Origin of the sequence: Acidovorax sp. M2(2025) (assembly GCF_049330835.1) — a bacterium.
In the GTDB taxonomy this organism is placed as follows: domain Bacteria; phylum Pseudomonadota; class Gammaproteobacteria; order Burkholderiales; family Burkholderiaceae_C; genus Acidovorax.
Genome location: NZ_CP186262.1, coordinates 3803403 through 3824773, shown reverse-complemented (window position 1 = coordinate 3824773; position 21371 = coordinate 3803403). Strand labels below are relative to the sequence as shown.

The 21371-nt window shown below is 66.7% G+C and carries 20 protein-coding genes; 15 read left to right on the top strand and 5 right to left on the bottom strand.

The window, feature by feature from the left end; all coding sequences use genetic code 11:
• Positions 1-28 precede the first annotated feature (28 nt).
• The 3 genes from ACOYR3_RS17630 (at position 29) to ACOYR3_RS17620 (ending at position 4549) form a co-directional block, all read left to right on the top strand.
• Complete coding sequence (locus tag ACOYR3_RS17630; protein WP_422843615.1) at positions 29-1879, top strand: M48 family metallopeptidase; 1851 nt, start codon at positions 29-31, stop codon at positions 1877-1879.
• A gap of 47 nt (positions 1880-1926) precedes the next feature.
• Positions 1927-3201 carry an RsmB/NOP family class I SAM-dependent RNA methyltransferase gene (locus ACOYR3_RS17625; protein WP_422843614.1) on the top strand — a complete coding sequence of 425 codons (1275 nt, stop codon included), beginning with the start codon at positions 1927-1929 and terminating at the stop codon, positions 3199-3201.
• 133 nt (positions 3202-3334) lie between these two features.
• Complete coding sequence (locus ACOYR3_RS17620; RefSeq protein ID WP_422843613.1) at positions 3335-4549, top strand: DesA family fatty acid desaturase; 1215 nt, start codon at positions 3335-3337, stop codon at positions 4547-4549.
• 64 nt (positions 4550-4613) lie between these two features.
• Here the strand turns inward: ACOYR3_RS17620 and ACOYR3_RS17615 are convergent, their stop codons facing one another.
• Positions 4614-4784, bottom strand: coding sequence for a hypothetical protein (locus ACOYR3_RS17615; protein WP_422843612.1), 171 nt, complete (start codon positions 4782-4784; stop codon positions 4614-4616).
• A gap of 502 nt (positions 4785-5286) precedes the next feature.
• Between ACOYR3_RS17615 and ACOYR3_RS17610 the strand changes: the two genes are divergently transcribed.
• Positions 5287-6801 (top strand): PLP-dependent aminotransferase family protein, encoded by a 1515-nt coding sequence (locus ACOYR3_RS17610; RefSeq protein WP_422843611.1) that lies wholly within the window; start codon positions 5287-5289, stop codon positions 6799-6801.
• 86 nt (positions 6802-6887) lie between these two features.
• Here the strand turns inward: ACOYR3_RS17610 and rpmG are convergent, their stop codons facing one another.
• The 3 genes from rpmG to trxB form a co-directional block, all read right to left on the bottom strand.
• Positions 6888-7058, bottom strand: a complete 171-nt coding sequence (gene rpmG / locus ACOYR3_RS17605) for a 50S ribosomal protein L33 (protein ID WP_005797189.1) — start codon at positions 7056-7058, stop codon at positions 6888-6890.
• 11 nt (positions 7059-7069) lie between these two features.
• Entirely contained in the window at positions 7070-7303 is a 234-nt protein-coding gene (rpmB, locus tag ACOYR3_RS17600; RefSeq protein WP_005797187.1) for a 50S ribosomal protein L28, read from the bottom strand.
• 188 nt (positions 7304-7491) lie between these two features.
• On the bottom strand, positions 7492-8445 hold the full coding sequence (gene trxB, locus ACOYR3_RS17595; RefSeq protein ID WP_422843610.1) for a thioredoxin-disulfide reductase: 954 nt from the start codon (positions 8443-8445) through the stop codon (positions 7492-7494).
• A gap of 184 nt (positions 8446-8629) precedes the next feature.
• Here trxB and ACOYR3_RS17590 point away from each other — a divergent pair, with 184 nt between their 5' ends.
• The 3 genes from ACOYR3_RS17590 to lolA all read left to right on the top strand — a co-directional run bounded on the left by ACOYR3_RS17590 (position 8630) and on the right by lolA (position 12411).
• Positions 8630-9307 (top strand): Crp/Fnr family transcriptional regulator, encoded by a 678-nt coding sequence (locus ACOYR3_RS17590; protein WP_422843609.1) that lies wholly within the window; start codon positions 8630-8632, stop codon positions 9305-9307.
• Positions 9308-9403: 96 nt separating this feature from the next.
• Complete coding sequence (locus ACOYR3_RS17585) at positions 9404-11734, top strand: DNA translocase FtsK (RefSeq protein WP_422843608.1); 2331 nt, start codon at positions 9404-9406, stop codon at positions 11732-11734.
• 44 nt (positions 11735-11778) lie between these two features.
• The gene (gene lolA, locus ACOYR3_RS17580) at positions 11779-12411 is read left to right on the top strand and encodes an outer membrane lipoprotein chaperone LolA (protein WP_422843607.1); all 633 of its coding nucleotides are present in this window, start codon (positions 11779-11781) and stop codon (positions 12409-12411) included.
• A gap of 33 nt (positions 12412-12444) precedes the next feature.
• Here lolA and ACOYR3_RS17575 read toward each other — a convergent pair whose 3' ends face one another.
• Positions 12445-13440: a prenyltransferase gene (locus ACOYR3_RS17575; RefSeq protein ID WP_422843606.1), complete on the bottom strand. Its 996-nt coding sequence runs from the start codon at positions 13438-13440 to the stop codon at positions 12445-12447.
• 113 nt (positions 13441-13553) lie between these two features.
• Between ACOYR3_RS17575 and ACOYR3_RS17570 the strand changes: the two genes are divergently transcribed.
• From ACOYR3_RS17570 to ACOYR3_RS17535, 8 genes are all read left to right on the top strand, one after another.
• Positions 13554-14882: a replication-associated recombination protein A gene (locus tag ACOYR3_RS17570; protein WP_422843605.1), complete on the top strand. Its 1329-nt coding sequence runs from the start codon at positions 13554-13556 to the stop codon at positions 14880-14882.
• Positions 14883-15194: 312 nt separating this feature from the next.
• Positions 15195-16124 (top strand): branched-chain amino acid ABC transporter permease, encoded by a 930-nt coding sequence (locus ACOYR3_RS17565; RefSeq protein ID WP_422843604.1) that lies wholly within the window; start codon positions 15195-15197, stop codon positions 16122-16124.
• Between the two features lie 14 nt (positions 16125-16138).
• Positions 16139-17215 carry an ABC transporter permease subunit gene (locus tag ACOYR3_RS17560; protein ID WP_422843603.1) on the top strand — a complete coding sequence of 359 codons (1077 nt, stop codon included), beginning with the start codon at positions 16139-16141 and terminating at the stop codon, positions 17213-17215.
• 24 nt (positions 17216-17239) lie between these two features.
• Positions 17240-18022: an ABC transporter ATP-binding protein gene (locus tag ACOYR3_RS17555; RefSeq protein ID WP_422843602.1), complete on the top strand. Its 783-nt coding sequence runs from the start codon at positions 17240-17242 to the stop codon at positions 18020-18022.
• A 2-nt stretch (positions 18023-18024) separates the two neighbouring features.
• On the top strand, positions 18025-18753 hold the full coding sequence (locus tag ACOYR3_RS17550; RefSeq protein WP_422843601.1) for an ABC transporter ATP-binding protein: 729 nt from the start codon (positions 18025-18027) through the stop codon (positions 18751-18753).
• Between the two features lie 397 nt (positions 18754-19150).
• On the top strand, positions 19151-19513 hold the full coding sequence (locus ACOYR3_RS17545) for a DMT family protein (protein ID WP_422843600.1): 363 nt from the start codon (positions 19151-19153) through the stop codon (positions 19511-19513).
• 130 nt (positions 19514-19643) lie between these two features.
• Complete coding sequence (locus ACOYR3_RS17540; RefSeq protein WP_422843599.1) at positions 19644-20291, top strand: DUF47 domain-containing protein; 648 nt, start codon at positions 19644-19646, stop codon at positions 20289-20291.
• Between the two features lie 20 nt (positions 20292-20311).
• On the top strand, positions 20312-21322 hold the full coding sequence (locus tag ACOYR3_RS17535) for an inorganic phosphate transporter (protein WP_422843598.1): 1011 nt from the start codon (positions 20312-20314) through the stop codon (positions 21320-21322).
• Positions 21323-21371 lie beyond the last annotated feature (49 nt).

The window sequence follows — 21371 nt, the reverse complement described above, 5'->3', positions numbered from 1 at the left end:
CAAAAAAATCCGAGAGTGGGGGAAGCACGTGGACCAGGCAGATTTTGTGCACATGGTGCGCATGAGCGAGCATGCCAGCGCCGAGAACAGCCGCGCTTACCGCCGCAGTGTGGCGGCCTTTGCCGCGCTGGGCTATGCCTGGGTGCTTGGATGCATGGTGCTGGCCGCGGGCCTGTTGCTGTGGGCCGGCTCGCAGATGCTGCACGGCCGCTTCCGGTTTTCCATGGTGTGGTTGCTGCTGGGCGCGGCTGGCCTGTTCTGGGTGAGCCTGCGCGCCCTGTGGGTGCGCCTGGAGGAGCCCGATGGCGTGGAGATCACCGCGCAGGACGCCCCCGAGCTGTTCGAGGCCCTGGAGCGCATCCGCCGGAAAATCAAGGGGCCGGCGCTGCACAAGGTCCTCCTCAATGACGAGTTCAACGCCAGCATTCAGCAGGTGCCGCGCTTGGGGTTGCTGGGCGGCGCGGTCAACCACCTGAGCATCGGCCTGCCCCTGTTGATGGCGCTGGACCGCCCCCGGTTCCTGGCCGTGCTGGCCCACGAGTATGGGCACTTGCGGGGAGACCACGGCCGCTTTGCCGCATGGATCTACCGTACCCGCCTGTCCTGGATGCGCCTGAACCACAGCCTGGCCGACGACGAAGGCCCCGCCGCCGCGGCTACGCATGCGTTCATGCGCTGGTACTTTCCGCGCTTTTCCGCCAAGACCTTTGCCCTGGCCCGGCAGGACGAATACGAGGCCGACCGGATTGCCGGCAAGCTGCTGGGCCGCGAGGTGGCGGCCGCGGCGCTGGCCGAGATCGAGATCCGCGGGGCCTCGCTGCAGGAGTTCTGGGGCGATCAATGGTGCGCCGCCGCGGGCAACCCGCTGCCGGTGGGCCCGTACCGCAGCCTGCGCCGCTACCTGGCCAAGCCGCCCGAGCCCACCTTTGCCAATGACGCCCTGCGCCAGGCACTCAAGCGCCTGAGCAACGTGGACGACACCCATCCGGGCCTGCGGGACCGTATCGAAGCCCTGGACGCCACCCCCACGCTGCCGGAGTGGTCGCGCGGCAGCGCGCTGGCCATGCTTGGCCCGGACGCCAAGCGGTGGGTGGCGCACTTTGACAAGCAATGGTGCCGCGACAACGCCACCGAGTGGAAGCAGCACCATGCCTGGCTTGCGCGGGTGCGCGCCCGCGCCGAGGTGCTCGGTGCCATGGCGGCGCAGGCCAGCGCGGCGGAACTGGTGGAGCTGGCCCGGCTGCGGCGCCACCTCGATCCCCGTGCAGACGTGCGCGGCCTGTATGAACTGGCCTTGGAGCGCAGCCCCGAGTACCCCGCCGCGCTGCGTGGGCTGGTGCCCTGCCTGCCGGACGACGACCGGCACGGCAAGCTGCTCCTGCTCCACCGGCTGTGGGAAGCCGGCAGCAGCGACCGCTACTGGGCCGCACGGACTGCGCTGGCGGAACTGGAGACGCCCCGCCTGGGCATGGACCATGACGCAGCCGCCTTCAAGCAGTGGCGCAAGCGCCTGGAGCGGGCGCAGGAGTCGGAAGAGCGCGCATGGGAGGAGCTGTCCGGCAGCTCCTTCTTCAGCCAGATCAGCCGCCATGACCTCAGCGACTTCGAGCTGGCCGAGCTGCAGTCCGAACTGGCCCGCTGCGCGCCGCTGGCGCGCTGCTGGCTGGTGCGCAAGAACCTGCGCGAACACCCCCAGCGCCGGGCGTACCTGGTGTTCGTGGACCTGCCGGATCTGGACGACGAAAGCCGCTACCACCTGTGCCGCTCGCTGGAGCGCCATCTGGGCCTGCCCGGCCCGGCGCTGGTGTTGTGGGCCGGCGAGTCCCCGAGCCTCAAGGAAATCCAGCGCTACGCGTTCGACCCGGTCTACACCCGTTGAGGGGCCTTGGGCACCGCCGGGGCGGTGTGCAGTGGGACAATGAAGGCATGCATCCCAAAGTTCTTCTCGATGCCTGCGCCGAGCTGGTCAGGCTGACCCTTACCTTCGAACACCCTGCCGACGCAGTGGTGTCGCGCTTCTTCCGGGACCACCGGGGGCTGGGCCCGCGTGAGCGGGCCACCCTGGCCGAGACGGTCTACACGGTGCTGCGCAAGAAACTGCTGTTCGATCACCTCGCGCCCTCGGGCAGCGGGCCGCGGGAACGCCGCCTGGCCATCCTGGGCTTCCACGGGCCGCGCGACTTCCTCAAGAGCGCCTTGTCCGAGCAGGAAAAGCGCTGGCTGGATGGGTGCGACGCCATCCGCCCAGCCGACCTGCTGGAGCGGCACCGCCACAACCTGCCGGAATGGCTGGTGCAGCCTTTGAAAGACCAGCTGGGAGACGGCTTCTGGCCGCTGGTGGACAGCCTGGCGTACAGCGCTCCGCTGGACCTGCGGGTGAATGTGCTCAAGGAAAAGCGCGCGGACGTGCTCAAGGAACTGGCGCAGGCCGGCATCAAGGCCGCCGCCACACCGTATTCGCCCTGGGGGCTGCGGGTGGAAGGCAAGCCCGCGCTGACCCGGCTGGACGCTTTCACCCGGGGCGCCATCGAGGTCCAGGACGAGGGCTCGCAGCTGCTCGCCTTGCTGCTGGACGCCAAGCGCGGCGAGATGGTGGTGGACTTCTGCGCAGGGGCCGGCGGCAAGACGCTGGCCATCGGCGCGGGCATGCGCAGCACGGGGCGGCTGTATGCGTTTGACGTGTCTGCGCACCGGCTCGACGCGCTCAAGCCCCGGCTGGCCCGCAGCGGGCTGTCCAATGTGCACCCGGCTGCCATTGCCCACGAGCGCGACGACCGCGTGAAGCGGCTGGCCGGCAAGATGGACCGGGTGCTGGTCGACGCGCCTTGCTCGGGCCTGGGAACGTTGCGGCGCAACCCCGACCTCAAGTGGCGCCAGTCGCCACAGTCCGTGGCCGAACTGGTGGCCAAGCAGACGTCCATCCTGGCCAGCGCCGCCCGCCTGGTCAAGCCGGGCGGGCGGCTGGTGTACGCCACCTGCAGCGTGCTCCCGCAGGAAAACGAGGAAATTGCCGAGGCCTTTAGTGCCGCCCACCCCGACTTCCAGCCGGTGGATGCCGGGGAGCTGCTGGTCCAGCTCAAGGTGGAGCAGGGAGCGGCGCTGTGCCGTGGGGGTGCATCCGGCAGCATGTACCTGCGCCTATGGCCGCACCTGCACCAGACCGATGGCTTTTTTGCAGCGGTTTGGACGAAAAAGGGCTGAGATTCACCTCTAATGGCGGCAAAAAACGCGGAGTTACCGAGATTTCCCTGAACTCCACGGCAGCCAGACCCTCTAAAATCGGAAACCCGCTCCGTTGGTGAGCGGGTTGTTTGTCATTGAAGGTTTCTTGAATATGCTGTTACCCGATTGGGCTGTACTGAACGCTGCTGTGGACTGGCTGGGCCATGGGTTGTGGAACCTGGCCTGGTGGCAGATCGTGCTGTACACCCTGGCGACCACCCACATCACGATTGCGGCGGTCACCATCTTCCTGCACAGGTCCCAGGCGCACCGCGCGCTGGACTTGCACGCCATCCCCTCGCACTTCTTCCGCTTCTGGCTGTGGATCGGCACGGGCATGGTCACCAAGGAATGGGTGGCCATCCACCGCAAGCACCACGCCAAGTGCGAAACGGTGGACGATCCGCACAGCCCCCAGACGCGCGGCCTGAACACGGTGATGTGGCGCGGCGCCGAGCTGTACCGCGCCGAATCGCGCAATGCCGAGACGCTCAAGAAGTTCGGCCACGGCACGCCCGATGACTGGATGGAGCGCAACGTGTACACCCGCTACGGCTGGCAAGGCGTGGGCCTCATGCTGATCCTGGACCTGGCCTTGTTTGGCGCCGTGGGCGCCACGGTCTGGGCGGTGCAGATGCTCTGGATTCCCTTCTGGGCCGCAGGGGTGGTCAACGGCGTGGGCCACTTTTGGGGCTATCGCAATTTCGAAGCGCAGGACGCCAGCACCAACCTCGTGCCCTGGGGTCTGATCATCGGGGGCGAAGAGCTGCACAACAACCACCATACCTATCCCACCTCGGCCAAGTTCTCGGTCAAGCCCTACGAGTTCGACGTGGGCTGGGTGTATATCCGCTGCATGCAGAAGCTGGGCTGGGCCACCGTGAAGAAGGTTCCGCCCAAACTGCAGCTGGGCGACGTGAAGCCGGTCGCGGACGAGAAGACGCTGGAGGCGCTGATCGCCAACCGCTATGAGGTGATGGCCGGGTACGCCCGCGGCGTGCGCCAGGCGTGCAAGGAAGAGATTGCGGCCCTCAAGGCGCGCCAGGCGGACGTCTCCGTGCTCAAGGCGGCCAAGCGCTGGCTGCACCGCGACGCCGAGAAGGTGCCCGCGCTGGCCTTGCCCGAGCTGGCCCAGGCTCGGGCGGCCTATCCGGCGCTCGACAAGATGGTCACCATGCGCGAGGAACTGCGCCAGCTGTGGCTCAACACCTCCCACTCGCGGGAACAGCTGACCGCCGATTTGCAGGCCTGGTGCCGCCGCGCGGAAGAAAGCGGTATTGCTGCGCTGCGCGAGTTCTCGCTGCGGCTGCGGGCAGCCCAGGCCTGACCAGGGCGGCTGCTTGCACGGTAAGGCCTTGCCAGTCGGCAAGGCCTTTTTCTTTGGGCGGCTGCTACCGCGGTGTTGGGCATGCGTCCAGCCCTGGGGCCTTGCGCCCCTGGCGCCGGCCTGCCAGCAGGTGGCGCAGCCGCCGCACCAGCAACGGCAGCGTGCCGGGTGGCGGCGGCGCCGTTTGCATCACCTGGACCTCGGCGGACTGGCGCACCGGGTTGCTCAGTTGCACCCAGAGGGCGGTATGTCCCGGGGTGGGGCAGGGCAGGTGTTCGCCGGGCCCGAGCACGGCTTGTGGCGGCGTGTGCAAGACCAGGCCCAAGGACTGGGGCCCGAAGCGCACTGCGATCTCCCCGCGGGTGGTGCGCAGGGTCTCTCCGGGTGCGAGGCAAAGCCAGAGGCTCTGGCCGGGGGGCAGTGCCGCTGTCAGGCGTGAAGGCGGGGGCGAAGCAGGGCGGGCGTGTGGATGCATGGTGTGGTACTCCAGGGAGCCGCGCAAGGGCGGCAAGGTCCTCCAAGCGTAGGAAATACCGCGCCGGCGCGGCAGGTACACGGCCCCATGGAAAGGGGTAGAACAGCAGCGGTTGCCGGCGTGCTGTTATGGTTCGTCCCCGGCCATCCTGTATCTGTACCCGGGGCTCGCGTTCGGGCACCATGCGGGGGCTGCCCAGGCGCCGCGCTGCGGCGCACCCCCTGTCCTGTATCCACCCGCACCGTCCCGTTTCTGCATCCACATGTCACATTGGCCCGAACCCCGGGATGTTCCGCTGTACCGCCGGCTGGCCGGCCTGTACGAACAGGCCATCGCCACGGGCAGCCTCGCGCCCGGCATGCGGCTGCCGTCGGTGCGGGAGCTGTGCCAGCGGCACCAGGTGAGCCTGACCACGGCGCTCCAGGTGCTGCGGCACCTGGAGTCGCAGGGCTGTGCGGAGGCGCGGGAGCGGGTGGGCTACTTTGTGCGGGAGCCGGGCGGCGTGGCGCTGCCCGGGGCGCGCGAGCCGGAGCTGCACGAGCCGCTGGCTCAGGACCCGCAGGTGTTCGCGGGCATCAACGAACGCATCTCCGGCTTTCTCGAGAAGGCGCGCCGCGCGGGCCCGGTGCCGCTGGACCTGGGCAGCGCCATGCCTGCGCCCAGCCTGTTCGACGCCGCGGCGCTCAACCGCCTGGCCCACGCGCTGTTGCGCGAACAGCCGGACATCCTGGTGTATGGCCCTTCGGCCCCGACCACCCACCCCGAGTTCCAGCAGGCGATGGCGCGGCACGCGCTCACCTTTGGCGTGTGCGTGGCGCCCGCCGACATTGGCGCGACGCTCGGGAACTCGGAAGGCGTGAATCTGGCCCTGGATGCCGTGGCCGGGCCGGGCGACGTGGTGGCAGTGGAGTCCCCCACGTTTTTTGGCATCCTCCAGGCGATCGAGGTGCGCGGCCTGCGCGCGCTGGAAATTCCGAGCAGCCCGCGCACTGGCATGTCGCTGGAGGCCCTGGAGCTGGCCGCGCGCAACGAATCGAGGCTCAAGGCCGTGGTGGTCGTGCCCCACCTGCAGATGCCCTTGGGCAGCGTCATGCCCGATGCGCACAAGGAGCGGCTGGTGGCCCTGTGCGTGGAGCACGGGCTGGCCCTGATCGAGGACGACATCTACCGCGAATTCGTCGAGTCTCCGCACGTGCTGCGTCCTGCCAAAGCCTGGGACCGTCCCGGGGATGCTGGCCAGGTCATCTACTGCGCGTCCCTCAGCAAGAGCTTTGCGCCCGGCCTGCGCCAGGGCTGGATGAGCGCCGGCCGCTGGCAGGCCCGGGTGCAGATGCTCAAGTTCGCACGCACCCGCAACATGCAGACCTGGTCGCAGTTGCTGGCGGCGCGCAGCGTGGCTTCGCCGGCCTATGAGCGCCACTTGCGCCGCATGCGGGCGCAACTGCGCCTGCAGCGTGAGCAGGCGGCCCGGGCGGTGGCCCGCTACTTCCCGCCGGGGACGCGCCTGAGCCTGCCGCCGGGCGGCTTGAGCCTGTGGCTGGAGCTGCCCGCAGGGGTTTCGTCCACGCGCCTGTATGACCAGGCCCTGCACAGCGGCATCCGCGTGGCGCCAGGGCCCATGTTCTCCAATACCGGCCGGTACGAGCACTTTCTGCGCCTGAGCTGCGGCATGCCGTTCACGGCCGAGGTCGAGGCGGGCTACCGCACACTGGGTGCGCTGATGGCCGCGCAGCTGGCGCAGGGCGAGGGCGCCGCAGCTCCCCGCCGGGCCGCCTGACGCCGGCCGTCGGGGACGGTGCGCCCTTCGGTGCGGGCATAAAAAAACCGCCCAGCGGGCGGCTTTTTTGGGGGAAATCGGCTGAATTACTTCAGCTTCATTTCCTTGTACTCGACGTGCTTGCGAGCCTTGGGATCAAACTTCATGATCGCCATCTTCTCGGGCATCGTCTTCTTGTTCTTGGTCGTCGTATAGAAGTGGCCGGTTCCTGCGGTGGATTCCAGCTTGATCTTGTCGCGTCCGCCTTTGCTTGCCATGGTGCTACTCCTTAAGCCTGGCCACGGGCACGCAGGTCTGCGAGCACCGAGTCGATACCGTTCTTGTCGATCAAACGCAGGGCAGCGCTCGAAACGCGCAGGCGCACCCAGCGGTTTTCGCTCTCGACCCAGAAACGGCGGTATTGCAGGTTCGGCAGGAACCGGCGCTTGGTTTTGTTGTTGGCGTGGGAAACGTTGTTCCCGACCATGGGCTTCTTGCCCGTTACGTCGCAGACGCGTGCCATGAGGACACTCCGATACTTTTATAACGGCCGTTCGCTGGGCCCTGGGGACGTTGGCGCCCCAGGATGGCTTGCGGCCTCACCTCGCCAGAAAGGGTGGCGGTAACCCGATTGTTGATCGCCAAGAACCGCCAAAAAGGCGGATCAGAATCAGCAAAGCCGCAGATTATAGCCTGCCGCCCAAATTTTGATCAACCCTCTTGTTCCAGGAAGCGTTGGGCGTCCAGCGCGGCCATGCAGCCCGTGCCGGCGCTGGTGATGGCCTGGCGGTAGACGTGGTCCTGCACGTCGCCCGCGGCAAAGATGCCCGGCACGCTCGTCTGGGTGGCAAAGCCCTTGAGCCCGCCCTGGGTGACGATGTAGCCGTTGTCCATCTGCAGCTGGCCCTGGAAGATGTCGGTATTGGGGGCGTGGCCGATGGCGATGAAGCAGCCCTTGAGCTCGATGTCCTGGGTGCTGCCGTCCTGCGTGCTCTTGATGCGGATGCCGGTCACGCCGCTGTCGTCGCCCAGCACCTCGTGCAGGGTGTGGAAGAGCTTGAGCTCGATCTTGCCGGCGGCAACCTTGTCGTTGAGCTTGTCCACCAGGATGGGCTCGGCCTTGAACTTGTCGCGGCGGTGCACCAGCGTCACCTTGCGGGCGATGTTGGACAGGTACAGCGCCTCTTCCACGGCGGTGTTGCCGCCGCCCACCACGCACACGTCCTGGTCGCGGTAGAAGAAGCCGTCGCAGGTGGCGCAGCCGGAAACGCCGCGGCCCATGAAGGCCTCTTCCGAGGGCAGCCCGAGGTACTTGGCCGAGGCGCCGGTGGCGATGATCAGCGAGTCGCAGGTGTAGGTGCCGTTGTCGCCCGTGAGCGTGAACGGGCGCTGGCTGAAATCGACCTTGTTGATGTGGTCGAAGATGATCTGCGTCTTGAAGCGCTCGGCGTGCTCCAGGAAGCGCTGCATCAGGTCGGGCCCTTGCACGCCCTGCACGTCGGCGGGCCAGTTGTCCACCTCGGTGGTGGTCATCAGCTGGCCGCCCTGGGCCATGCCGGTGATGAGCACCGGATTCAGGTTGGCGCGCGCCGCATAGACGGCCGCCGTGTAGCCGGCGGGGCCCGAGCCGAGAATCAGAACTTTGGCGTGTTGGGTGGTGGACATGGTAAAAGCCTGTGTTTTGCGTCCGCTACATGGGGCGCTGTTGGGAAAGCTGGGGTTGGGGCGGGTGAGTATCAACCGGCGGCCGCTCCCGCAGCCTGCCATTTATTCAATCACGGCGATTGTAAGAACCCATTGAAAACCCGTGCGACGCCGGATGGGTCGCGCGCTCTGAGGAGATGTTTGCATGTCGACGATGTTGTCCAACCTGGACCTGCTGCGCCGGGTTCCCTTGTTCTCGCTGCTGACGGTGGCCCAGGCCGAGGTGGTCAGCGGGGCGGTGGTCAAGCGCCGTTTCAAGCGCGGCGAAGTGCTGGTGGAGCAGGGGCAGAAGTCCAACGCCCTGTTCATCCTGCTCACCGGGCGCGCGCGCGTGATGACGGCCGACAGCCGGGGGCGCGAGGTCATCCTGGCGACGCTGGGCCAGGGCGACTACCTGGGGGAGATGAGCATTATTGACAATGAGCCGCATTCGGCCACCGTGCGCGCCGAGGTGCAGACTGACGTGCTGATGCTGGGGCGGACCGAGTTTGCGCGCTGCCTGGCGGAAAACACCTCCATGTCGCTGGTGGTGATGCGGGGGCTGGTCAAGCGCTTGCGCCACGCGGACCGCAAGATCGAATCGCTGGCGTTGCTGGATGTGTATGGCCGCGTGGCCCATGCGCTGCTGGACTTTGCCCAGCCGGACGCCCAGGGCCAGCGGTTGATCAAGGAAAAGATCTCCCGGCAGGACCTGGCCAAGATGGTCGGCGCCTCCCGCGAGATGGTCAGCCGCGTGATGAAGGACCTGGAGGAGCGCGGGTTCATCGAGGTGCTGCCCACCGGTGCCACCCTGCTCAAGGAGCGCCTGAACGCGCTGGGCTGACCACGCACCAGACCGCGCGCCAGACCGCGCACGCATGCCCGCAGGCGCGCCGGCCGCCTGCACCGGATGCATGGGGTAAGCTTGCCCGGCACGCTTATGACCTATTCCCTCAATACCCTGAACGCATCGTCGGCGGCCAAGTCGCAGCCGCGCACGGGCGCGGCCCGTTTCGGCCATGAAATCGCCCTGGTGATCGGGCTGCTGGCCCTGGTTTTCTGGTTGCTGTCCCTGTTGAGCTATTCCGCGCAGGACGCCGCCTGGTCTACGTCGGGGGCGCGAGACCCGCGCATGGTCGGCAACTGGGCCGGGCGCCTGGGGGCCTGGCTGGCGGACGGCAGCTATTTCGCGCTGGGCTTTTCCGTCTGGTGGTGCGTGGCGGCCGGGGTGCGGGCGTGGCTTGCGTCGCTGGCGCGCTGGATGCGCGGGGGCGAGTCCGTCCCCGGTGCGGCAAGCGCCTTGCAGCGCCGTGGGCTGTTCTGGCTGGGACTGGTGCTGTTGATGTGCGCCAGCACGGCGCTGGAGTGGTCGCGGCTGTACCGTTTCGAAGTCTTCCTGCCCGGGCACGCTGGCGGCGTGCTGGGCTACATCGTGGGGCCCGCCAGCGTGAAGTGGCTGGGTTTCACGGGCTCGGGGCTGCTGGCCATCGTGCTGGCGGTGCTGGGCGCGGCCCTGGTGTTCCGGTTCTCGTGGGGCCAGGTCGCGGAATTTGTCGGCGGGCGCCTCGATGCGCTCGTGCAGTCGCGGCTGGCGCAGCGCGAGGTGGCCAAGGACGTGGCCGTGGGCCGCAAGGCGGCCCGCGAGCGCGAGGTGGTGGTGCTGGAAGAGCGCTCCGAGAACGAGGTGCAGCACCCCGAGCCCATCCAGATCATCGAGCCGGTGCTGGTGGACGTGCCGCAAAGCACCCGCGTGGTGAAGGAGCGCCAGAAGCCCCTGTTTACCGACATGCCCGACAGCAAGCTGCCGCAGGTGGACCTGCTGGACGGCGCGCAGCTGCGCCAGGAGACGGTGGCGCCCGAGACGCTGGAGATGACCAGCCGCCTCATCGAGAAGAAGCTCAAGGACTTTGGCGTGGAGGTGCGGGTGGTGGCCGCCATGCCCGGCCCGGTGATCACGCGCTACGAGATCGAGCCCGCCACCGGCGTGAAGGGCTCGCAGGTGGTCAACCTGGCCAAGGATCTGGCGCGTTCGCTCAGCCTGGTGTCGATCCGTGTGGTGGAAACCATTCCGGGCAAGAACTACATGGCGCTGGAGCTGCCCAATGCCAAGCGCCAGTCCATCCGGCTGTCGGAGATCCTGGGCTCGCAGATCTACCACGAGGCCAAGAGCCTGCTCACCATGGGCCTGGGCAAGGACATCGTGGGCAACCCGGTGGTGGCCGACCTCGCCAAGATGCCGCACGTGCTGGTGGCGGGCACCACGGGTTCGGGCAAGTCGGTGGGGATCAACGCCATGATCCTCTCGCTGCTGTACAAGGCCGAGGCGCGGGACGTGCGCCTGATGATGATCGACCCCAAGATGCTGGAAATGTCGGTCTACGAAGGCATTCCGCACCTGCTGTGCCCTGTGGTGACCGACATGAAGCAGGCTGCCAACGGCCTGAACTGGTGCGTGGCCGAGATGGAGCGCCGCTACAAGCTCATGAGCAAGCTGGGGGTTCGCAACCTGGCGGGGTACAACCAGAAGATCGACGAGGCCAAGGCGCGCGAGGAGTTCATCTACAACCCCTTCAGCCTCACGCCGGAGGAGCCCGAACCGCTGCAGCGCCTGCCGCACATCGTGGTGGTCATCGACGAGCTGGCCGACCTGATGATGGTGGTGGGCAAGAAGATCGAGGAGCTGATCGCCCGCCTGGCGCAGAAGGCCCGCGCGGCCGGCATCCACCTGATCCTGGCCACCCAGCGGCCCAGCGTGGACGTGATCACCGGCCTGATCAAGGCCAACATTCCCACCCGCATCGCCTTCCAGGTGAGCAGCAAGATCGACAGCCGTACCATCCTGGACCAGATGGGCGCCGAGGCCCTGCTGGGCATGGGTGACATGCTCTACATGGCCAGCGGCACGGGCCTGCCGATCCGGGTGCACGGCGCGTTCGTGTCGGACGATGAAGTACACCGTGTCGTCAGCTACCTCAAGGCACACGGGGAGCCGGACTACATCGAAGGCGTGCTCGAAGGCGGAACTGTGGATGGCGACGGCGATCTGTCAGGGGACGGCGGCGGCGAAGGGGGCGAAAAGGACCCCATGTACGACCAGGCCGTGGAAGTGGTGCTCAAGGACCGCAAGGCCAGCATCTCCTACGTCCAGCGCAAGCTGCGCATTGGCTACAACCGGTCGGCCCGGCTGCTGGAGGACATGGAGAAGGCGGGGCTCGTCAGCGCCCTCACGGCCAGCGGCCAGCGCGAAGTGCTGGTGCCCGCGCGGGAATAAGCCGCCGCGCGCCGCGGGCCATTGGCCGGACTACAAGGAACTGCATGAAACGTATTTTTGCTGCAATATTGATAGCTGCTTGCGCAGGTACAGCAAGCGCTGACGGCCTGAAAAGTTTGGAATCTTTCATGAAGGGCGCGCAGGCCGGGCGTGCGGAGTTCAGCCAGACCGTGACCGCGCCCCCGAAGGACGGGCAGGCGGCGCGCACTAAGACCTCCAGCGGCAGCTTCGAGTTCCAGCGCCCGGGCCGGTTCAAGTTCACGTACAAGAAGCCTTTTGAGCAGACCATCGTGGCCGACGGGCAAACGCTCTGGCTCTATGACGTGGACCTGAACCAGGTGACCCAGCGCTCGCAGGCGCAGGCCCTGGGCAGCACGCCGGCCGCGCTGCTGGCGTCCGCACCGGACCTGGCCGCGCTGAAGGCCGATTTCACGCTGGAAAACGGCCCGGACCAGGACGGCCTGCAATGGGTGCAGGCCACGCCCAAGGCCAAGGACGGCCAGCTCAAGAGCGTGCGCGTGGGCTTTGCCGGCGAGCAGCTGGCGGCGCTGGATATCCAGGACAGTTTTGGCCAGCGCTCGGTCATCCGCTTCTCGGGGCTGCAGGCGCTGCCGTCGCTGCCGGCCTCGGTGTTCCAGTTCAAGCCCCCGGCAGGTGCCGACGTCGTGAAGCAGTGACACCCCGCGCCTGCGCCAGGGCGCGGCGCGGCTTCAGCGGCCCACTGTCGCCACGCCGGCGGCCATGGCCAGGGCATGCAGGATGGCCGCGGCAATGGTGAGCACGATGGCCGGCCGCAGGCGCTGGGGCTGCCTGGCCCGGCGCACCAGCAGGGCGGCGCCAGCCAGCGACAAGGGCAGCGAAACAAGCCCCCACAGCGCCTCGCGCGGCGGAATCAGCAGCCACACGGCCGCCGCCAGCCAGACGTGGGCCAGCAGGGCCAGACCCAGGTAAAGCCACGCCGTGCCTTCCGCGCCCAGGCGCACCACCAGCGTGTTCTTGCCCACCTGCGCATCGGCGGCCGCATCGGGCACGCCGTTGATCAGCAAAATGTTGGCGACCAGCAGCGCAAAGCTGACCGCCGAGACGGCCGGGATCACAAAAAACTGGCGGCGCTGCACGTAGTCCGCACCCACCACCACCAGCCACCAGGCTGCCGCCACCGCCAGCTCCCCGAATCCGCGCGACATCAGCTGCAGCGGCGGGGCGGAATAGGCCCAGGCCAGCAGCAGCCCCGCCATGCCCACCAGCAACAGCCCGCCGCCGCTGTAGAAGGCCAGCAGCAGGCCGGCCGGCACCAGCACCAGCAGCAACACCGCGGCCCAGCGCGCCGTGTCCGCCTCGGACACTTGGCCGGCCTGGATGAGGCGCGAGCCGCCCGAAAACGGAAACAGCCCCTGCTGGTTGGCCGCGTCCGCGCCGTTGCGGGCGTCGTGGTAGTCGTTGAGCACATTGGCGCCGGCGTGGGCCGTCACGGCCAGGAGCAGCGTGGCGGCGGCCTTCAGGCCATCAAAGCCGCACCCGCAGGCCAGCGCGAAGGACATGCCCAGCAGGCAGGCCGCCACCGTCAGCAGCAGAAAGCCCGGCCGCGTCATGCGGATCAGCATGCCCAACCCCGGTGGGGGCGGCGCAGCAGGCGTGCCGGCAGCGGATGGTGGCTGGGGCGAAGGTGACGAAGGGGATGGCGGGTGCGGGGAGGGCAAGACCATGGCAGTAGAAGGGGCGACGCGCCATTGTCCTGCCTGCCGCCGCCGGAGCGCTTGCGTGCGCTCAAGCCGCATGGTGGCATGATCGACACCCCCCTCTGCGGGGCAGTTTCACCATGACCGATGCCTCTTTGGCGGCCGCCGCGCCGCGCAACCATGTTCCCCTGGCCGAGCGCCTGCGGCCGCGCACGCTTGCCGACGTCATCGGCCAGCAGCACGTGCTGGGCCCGGGCATGCCGCTGCGGCTGGCGTTTGAGTCCGGCCGGCCCCACAGCTGCATCCTCTGGGGCCCGCCCGGGGTCGGCAAGACGACGATTGCGCGGCTCATGGCCGATGCCTTTGACGCGCAGTTCATCAGCATCAGCGCCGTGCTGGGCGGCGTCAAGGACATTCGGGAGGCGGTGGAGCGCGCCGAAGCCGCCCGCGACGGCCTGATGCAGCAGCGCACCATCGTCTTCGTGGACGAAGTGCACCGCTTCAACAAGAGCCAGCAGGACGCCTTCCTGCCGCACGTGGAGAGCGGCCTGTTCACCTTTATCGGCGCCACCACCGAGAACCCGTCGTTCGAGGTGAACTCGGCGCTGCTGTCGCGCGCAGCGGTGTACGTGCTGCAGCCCTTGTCCGAAGAGGACTTGAAGCAAATAGTGGCCCTGGCGCAGGCGGAGCAAGCGCTGCCAGCTATCGAAAGCGTAGCAATCGACCGCCTGGTGGCCTATGCCGACGGGGATGCGCGCCGGCTGCTGAACACCCTGGAGACGCTGGCCATGGCGGCCGCGCAGGAGAAGCTGTCCGAGATCACCGACGTGTGGCTGCTCAGGGTGCTGGGCGAACGCATGCGCCGCTACGACAAGGGCGGCGAGCAGTTTTACGACACCATCAGCGCGCTGCACAAGTCCGTGCGCGGCTCCGATCCCGATGCGGCGTTGTACTGGCTGGTGCGCATGCTCGACGGCGGGGCCGACCCCCGCTACATGGCGCGCCGCCTGGTGCGCATGGCCAGCGAGGACGTCGGCCTGGCCGACCCGCGCGCCCTGCGCCTGGCGCTGGATGCGGCCGAGGTGTACGAGCGTCTGGGCAGCCCCGAGGGCGAGCTGGCGCTGGCCGAGTGCGTGGTGTACCTGGCGGTGGCGCCCAAGTCCAACGCGGTCTACAAGGCCTACAACGCGGCCCGCGCCTGGGTGAAGAAGGACGGCACGCGGCCCGTGCCCATGCACCTGCGCAACGCACCAACAAAGCTCATGAAAGAGCTCGACTACGGCAAGGGCTACCGCTACGCGCACGACGAGGAAGGCGGCTTCGCGGCCGGGGAAACCTACCTGCCCGAAGGCATGCCGGAGCCGGGGTTCTACGCGCCGGTGGAGCGGGGCCTCGAAATCAAGATCGCACAGAAGTTGCGTGAACTGCGCGAACGCAATGCCGCCGCCGGGCAGGGCGGAGCGGCGTAAGTTCCTCACCCGCCAGGACTTTTACAACTTATGCCAGTTTTGCATGAGACTGGTAATAAGTTTGCACATCAATTTTCCTGCTTGTATCAAAAAGCCTTATGAACGGCGTCGCCGCCTGATGCCGCCGGAATTCAAGGGAAAACCCCTCCCGGCCACACGGAGGGCGGTTGTGTCTACTCGCTACAATTCCGACCGCAAACCCGCACAGCTGAACTTCTGGCGGGTTTTTTGCTACATGGCAGTCGGGCCCACAAGGCTGTACCGATTCCGGTGCCAAAGTGGTGGGTGCGTCACAAACGAAGGACTTCTCTTATGGACATTTTGCTGCAGCAGATCATCAACGGTCTGGTTCTCGGCAGCATGTACGCCTTGATAGCCTTGGGCTACACCATGGTGTACGGCATTATTCAGCTGATCAATTTTGCCCACGGCGAGGTGCTCATGATCGGCGCTCTCACCAGTTGGAGCTGCATAGGAATGATGCAGGCCGCCATGCCCGGCACTCCCGGCTGGATCATCCTGCTGCTGGCCACCGTCATTGCCTGCGTGGTGGCCGCCGCCCTCAACTTCACCATCGAGAAGGTCGCCTACCGGCCGCTGCGCAGCAGCCCGCGCCTGGCCCCCCTGATCACCGCCATCGGCATGTCCATCCTGCTGCAGACGCTGGCGATGATCATCTGGAAGCCCAACTACAAGCCCTATCCCACCCTGCTGCCCAGCTCGCCCTTCCAGGTGGGCGGCGCTTACATCACGCCCACGCAGATCCTGATCCTGGGCGTGACCGCGGTGGCCCTGGCCTCGCTGGTGTACCTGGTCAACCATACCAGCCTGGGCCGCGCCATGCGCGCCACGGCCGAAAATCCCCGCGTGGCCTCGCTCATGGGCGTGAAGCCGGACATGGTCATCTCGGCCACCTTCATCATCGGCGCCGTCCTGGCCGCCATCGCCGGCATCATGTACGCGTCCAACTACGGCACGGCGCAGCACACCATGGGCTTCCTGCCCGGTCTCAAGGCCTTTACGGCCGCGGTGTTCGGCGGCATCGGCAACCTGGCCGGAGCGGTGGTGGGGGGCATCCTGCTGGGCCTCATCGAAGCCATCGGCTCGGGCTACATCGGCACGCTCACGGGCGGCCTGCTGGGCAGCCACTACACCGACATCTTTGCATTCATCGTGCTGATCATCATCCTGACGCTGCGCCCCTCCGGCCTGCTGGGTGAGCGCGTGGCCGATCGCGCCTGAGGAAGCTCCACACCATGAAGAACACCAAAACCAACTGGATCATCGGCGCCGTGGCGCTGCTGGTGCTGCCGCTGATCCTGCAATCCTTTGGCAATGCCTGGGTACGCATCGCCGACCTGGCCCTGCTGTACGTGATGCTCGCCCTGGGCCTGAACATCGTGGTGGGCTACGCCGGGCTGCTGGACCTGGGCTACGTGGCGTTCTACGCCGTGGGCGCCTACCTGTTCGGCCTGATGGCGTCGCCCCACCTGGCGGACAACTTCGCTGCATTTGCCGCCATGTTCCCGAATGGGCTGCACACCTCGCTGTGGCTGGTGATTCCACTGGCGGCGCTGTTGGCCGCGTTGTGCGGGGCGCTCCTGGGGGCGCCCACGCTCAAGCTGCGGGGGGACTACCTGGCCATCGTGACGCTGGGCTTTGGCGAAATCATCCGCATCTTCCTGAACAACCTGGACCACCCCGTCAACCTGACCAACGGCCCCAAGGGCATCGGGCAGATCGACTCGGTCAAGATCTTCGGGTTGGACCTGGGCAAGCGCCTGGAGCTGTTCGGCTTCGACATCAACTCCGTCACGCTGTACTACTACCTGTTCCTCATCCTGGTGGTGCTGACCGTCATCATCTGCTACCGCCTGCAGGATTCCCGCATCGGCCGCGCCTGGATGGCCATCCGCGAGGATGAAATCGCCGCCAAGGCCATGGGCATCAATACCCGCAACCTGAAGCTGCTGGCCTTCGGCATGGGGGCGTCGTTTGGCGGCGTCTCCGGCGCCATGTTCGGGGCCTTCCAGGGCTTCGTGTCGCCCGAGTCGTTCAGCCTGATGGAGTCGGTCATGATCGTCGCCATGGTGGTGCTGGGCGGTATCGGCCACATTCCTGGCGTGATCCTGGGGGCCGTGCTGCTGTCGGCCCTGCCGGAGGTGCTGCGCTACGTGGCCGGCCCGCTGCAGGCCATGACGGATGGGCGCCTCGACTCCGCCATCCTGCGCCAGCTGCTCATCGCCCTGGCCATGATCATCATCATGCTGCTGCGTCCGCGCGGCCTGTGGCCATCGCCCGAACATGGCAAGAGCCTGACGCAGAAGACCTGACGAGAACACCACCGAAAGTTAGCAATGACAGAGAAATCCAACGAAGTGGTGCTGAAGGTTGCCGGTATTTCCAAGCGCTTCGGCGGCCTGCAGGCGTTGTCCGACGTGGGCATCACCATCCAGCGTGGTCAGGTCTATGGCCTGATCGGCCCCAACGGCGCCGGCAAGACCACGTTCTTCAACGTGATCACCGGCCTCTACACTCCCGACAGCGGCACCTTTGAGCTCGCCGGAAAGCCGTACGAGCCCACCGCCGTGCACGAAGTGGCCAAGGCCGGTATAGCGCGCACCTTCCAGAACATCCGCCTGTTTGCGGAAATGACGGCCCTGGAGAACGTGATGGTGGGGCGCCACATCCGCACCCACTCCGGCCTGCTGGGCGCCATCTTCCGCTCCAAGAGCTTCAAGGACGAAGAGGCCGCCATCGCCAAGCGCGCGCAGGAACTGCTGGACTACGTGGGCATCGGCAAGTTTGCCGACTACAAGGCCCGCACGCTCAGCTACGGCGACCAGCGCCGCCTGGAGATTGCCCGGGCCCTGGCCACCGACCCGCAGCTCATCGCCCTGGACGAACCCGCGGCCGGCATGAATGCCACCGAGAAGGTGCAGCTGCGCGAACTGATCGACCGCATCCGCAACGACAACCGCACCATCCTGCTCATTGAACACGATGTGAAGCTGGTGATGGGCCTGTGTGACCGCGTGACGGTGCTGGACTACGGCAAGCAGATTGCCGAGGGCCATCCGGCCGAAGTGCAGAAGAACGAAAAAGTGATTGAGGCCTATCTGGGCACCGGAGGACATTGAGAATGGCCGAAAAATCCAACAAGGTACTGCTGCAGGTCAAAGGCCTGAAGGTGGCCTACGGCGGCATTCAGGCCGTCAAGGGCGTGGACTTCGAAGTGCGCGAGGGCGAGCTTGTGTCCTTGATCGGCTCCAACGGTGCGGGCAAGACCACCACCATGAAGGCCATCACCGGCACGCTGGCGATGAACGATGGCGACATCGAGTACCTGGGCCGGAGCATCAAGGGCAAGGGGGCATGGGACCTGGTCAAGGAAGGTCTGGTCATGGTGCCCGAAGGCCGCGGCGTGTTTGCGCGCATGACCATCACCGAAAACCTGCAGATGGGCGCGTACATCCGCAAGGACAAGGCGGGCATCCTGGCCGACATCGAGAAGATGTTCACCATCTTCCCGCGCCTGCGCGAGCGCAAGGACCAGCTGGCCGGCACCATGTCCGGCGGCGAGCAGCAGATGCTTGCCATGGGCCGCGCGCTGATGAGCCAGCCCAAGGTGCTGCTGCTGGACGAACCCTCCATGGGCCTGTCGCCCATCATGGTGGACAAGATCTTTGAAGTGGTGCGCGACGTGTACGCGCTGGGCGTGACCATCGTGCTGGTGGAGCAGAACGCCAGCCGCGCACTGGCGCTGGCCGACCGCGGCTATGTGATGGAATCCGGCCTGATCACCATGACGGGCCCTGGCCAGCAACTGCTGAACGACCCGAAGGTGCGCGCCGCCTACCTGGGCGAATAGGCCCCCGCCGCTGCCGCGTGCACGCGCCCGGCAGCAGATCCCCGCCAGAAAAGGGTGCGACGTGGATGCGTCGCACCCTTTTTTCTTTGGACGGATGAAACGCCGTGCCCGCGGGCCGCTGCGCAGGTCGTACTGCGAGCGCCCGCCGCTGATGCCGAGATAGCCGTCCCGCGTATAGGGCAGCACCGACATGCGGTCGGAGCGGCCGGCGGCTGGGGTGCCTGCGCCGCCGCTGGACGAGGCGTATGGCGCGCGGGTGCCCGGCAGCTCCCGGGGACTGTGGGGCGTCTCGGCGGTGTGAATGCTACATATTTAATAGCAGCTCGCGCTGCAGTGGAAAGCGTGAGGCCGGTATTTTGTATAACATGCCGGTCCTTTTGTGCTTGCGAACCCAGCCATGAACGCCCTCCAGTCCCTGCCCGTCTCCCTGCAAACCGTGCTGCTGCTCATTGCCAGCAACGTCTTCATGACCTTCGCCTGGTACGGGCACCTGAAGAACCTGGCCTCGTCCCCCTGGTACACGGCGGCGCTGGTCAGCTGGGGCATTGCGCTGTTCGAGTACCTGCTGCAGGTGCCTGCCAACCGCATCGGCTTCACGCAGTTCAACGTGGGGCAGCTCAAGATCATGCAGGAGGTGATCACCTTGGGGGTGTTCGTCCCCTTTGCGGTGTTCTACATGGGGCAGCCGCTCAAATGGGACTACCTGTGGGCCGGCCTGTGCCTGGTGGGGGCGGTGTATTTCATCTTCCGCGGTGCCTGAGCCACGGCGGTTGGCGCCAAGGGCGGGGAGGGCGCCCGGTTAAACTCGCTGGTTGTCAGAAAGTCATGCAAGTGACATGGCAGTGTCATCTTTATAAAACCGGTCCCGATCCGTTCCAGGAGTCTCCCCCATGCTGTTTGCCAAGCTGTTGCCGCGCGAAGGCAATTTTTTCGACATGTTCAACCAGCACGCGGAGCGCATCGTGGAGGCGGCGCGCGCCTTTTCGCAGCTGGTGGCAAATTACGGCGACCCCCACCTGCGGGACAAGTACAACCAGGACGTGGACAACGCCGAGCGTGCGGCTGATCGCGTGACGCATGACGTGAACAAGGCGATCCACAAGACCTTCATCACCCCCATCGACCGCGAGCAGATCCATGCGCTGATCAACACCATGGACGACGTGGCCGACCTGATCCAGGACTCGGCCGAAACCATGGCGCTGTACGACGTGCACCACATGACGGAAGAGATCACGCGCCTCACCGACCTGAGCCTCAAGTGCTGCGAGCGCTTGCGCGACGCCGTCAAGCTGCTGGACAAGATTGCCGATCCGGCCGTGGCCGAAGCCGCCCTCAAGACCTGCGAGGAGATCGACAAGCTCGAATCCGACGCCGACCGCGTGATGCGCAGCGCCATGAGCAAGCTGTTCCGTGAAGAGCCCGATGTGCGCGAAGTCATCAAGCTCAAGGCCATCTACGAGCTGCTGGAAACCATCACCGACAAGTGCGAGGACGTGGCCAATTGCATCGAGGGCATCGTCCTCGAAAACTCCTGATTCCCGCGGGCTGAACCAGTATGGAAACCGTACAAACGGCCCTGTGGGTTGTGGTGCTCCTCGTGGCCCTGGCCATCCTGTTCGACTTCATGAACGGGTTCCATGACGCGGCCAATTCCATCGCCACGGTGGTGTCCACCGGCGTGCTCAAGCCCACGCAGGCGGTGCTGTTTGCCGCCTTCTTCAATTTCGTCGCCATCTTCATCTTCCACCTGAGCGTGGCCGCGACGGTGGGCAAGGGGATCGTGCAGCCCGGCGTGGTCGATACGCATGTGGTGTTCGGCGCCCTGGTGGGAGCCATCACCTGGAACGTCATCACCTGGTACTACGGCATTCCCAGCAGCTCCTCGCACGCGCTCATCGGGGGCATCGTGGGCGCGGTGATCGCCAAGGCCGGCGCCAGCGCGCTGATTTCGGCAGGCATCCTGAAGACGGTGGCGTTCATCTTCGTCTCCCCGCTGCTGGGGTTCGCGCTGGGTTCGCTGATGATGGTCGCCGTGGCCTGGGTCTTCCGGCGCACGCGCCCGAGCAAGGTGGACAAGTGGTTCCGGCGCCTGCAGCTGCTGTCCGCCGGGGCCTACAGCCTGGGCCATGGCGGCAACGACGCGCAGAAGACCATCGGCATCATCTGGCTGCTGTTGATCGCCACCGGCTACTCGTCAGCCTCGGACACCTCGCCGCCCGCCTGGAGCATCGTGAGCTGCTACATGGCCATCGGCCTGGGCACCATGTTTGGCGGCTGGCGCATCGTGAAGACCATGGGCCAAAAGATCACCAAGCTCAAGCCCGTGGGCGGCTTCTGTGCCGAGACGGGTGGCGCACTCACCCTGTTCCTGGCCACCGCGCTGGGCATTCCGGTGTCCACCACCCACACCATCACCGGCGCCATCGTCGGCGTCGGGTCCACCCAGCGCGCCAGCGCGGTGCGCTGGGGCGTGGCCGGCAACATTGTCTGGGCCTGGATTCTCACCATTCCCGCCAGCGCCTTCGTCGCTGCGGTGGCGTACTGGATCAGCCTGCAGATGTTCTGAAATACCCGCGGCGCGGCCTGCCAGGCAATGGGCGGGCCGCACAGCGCAA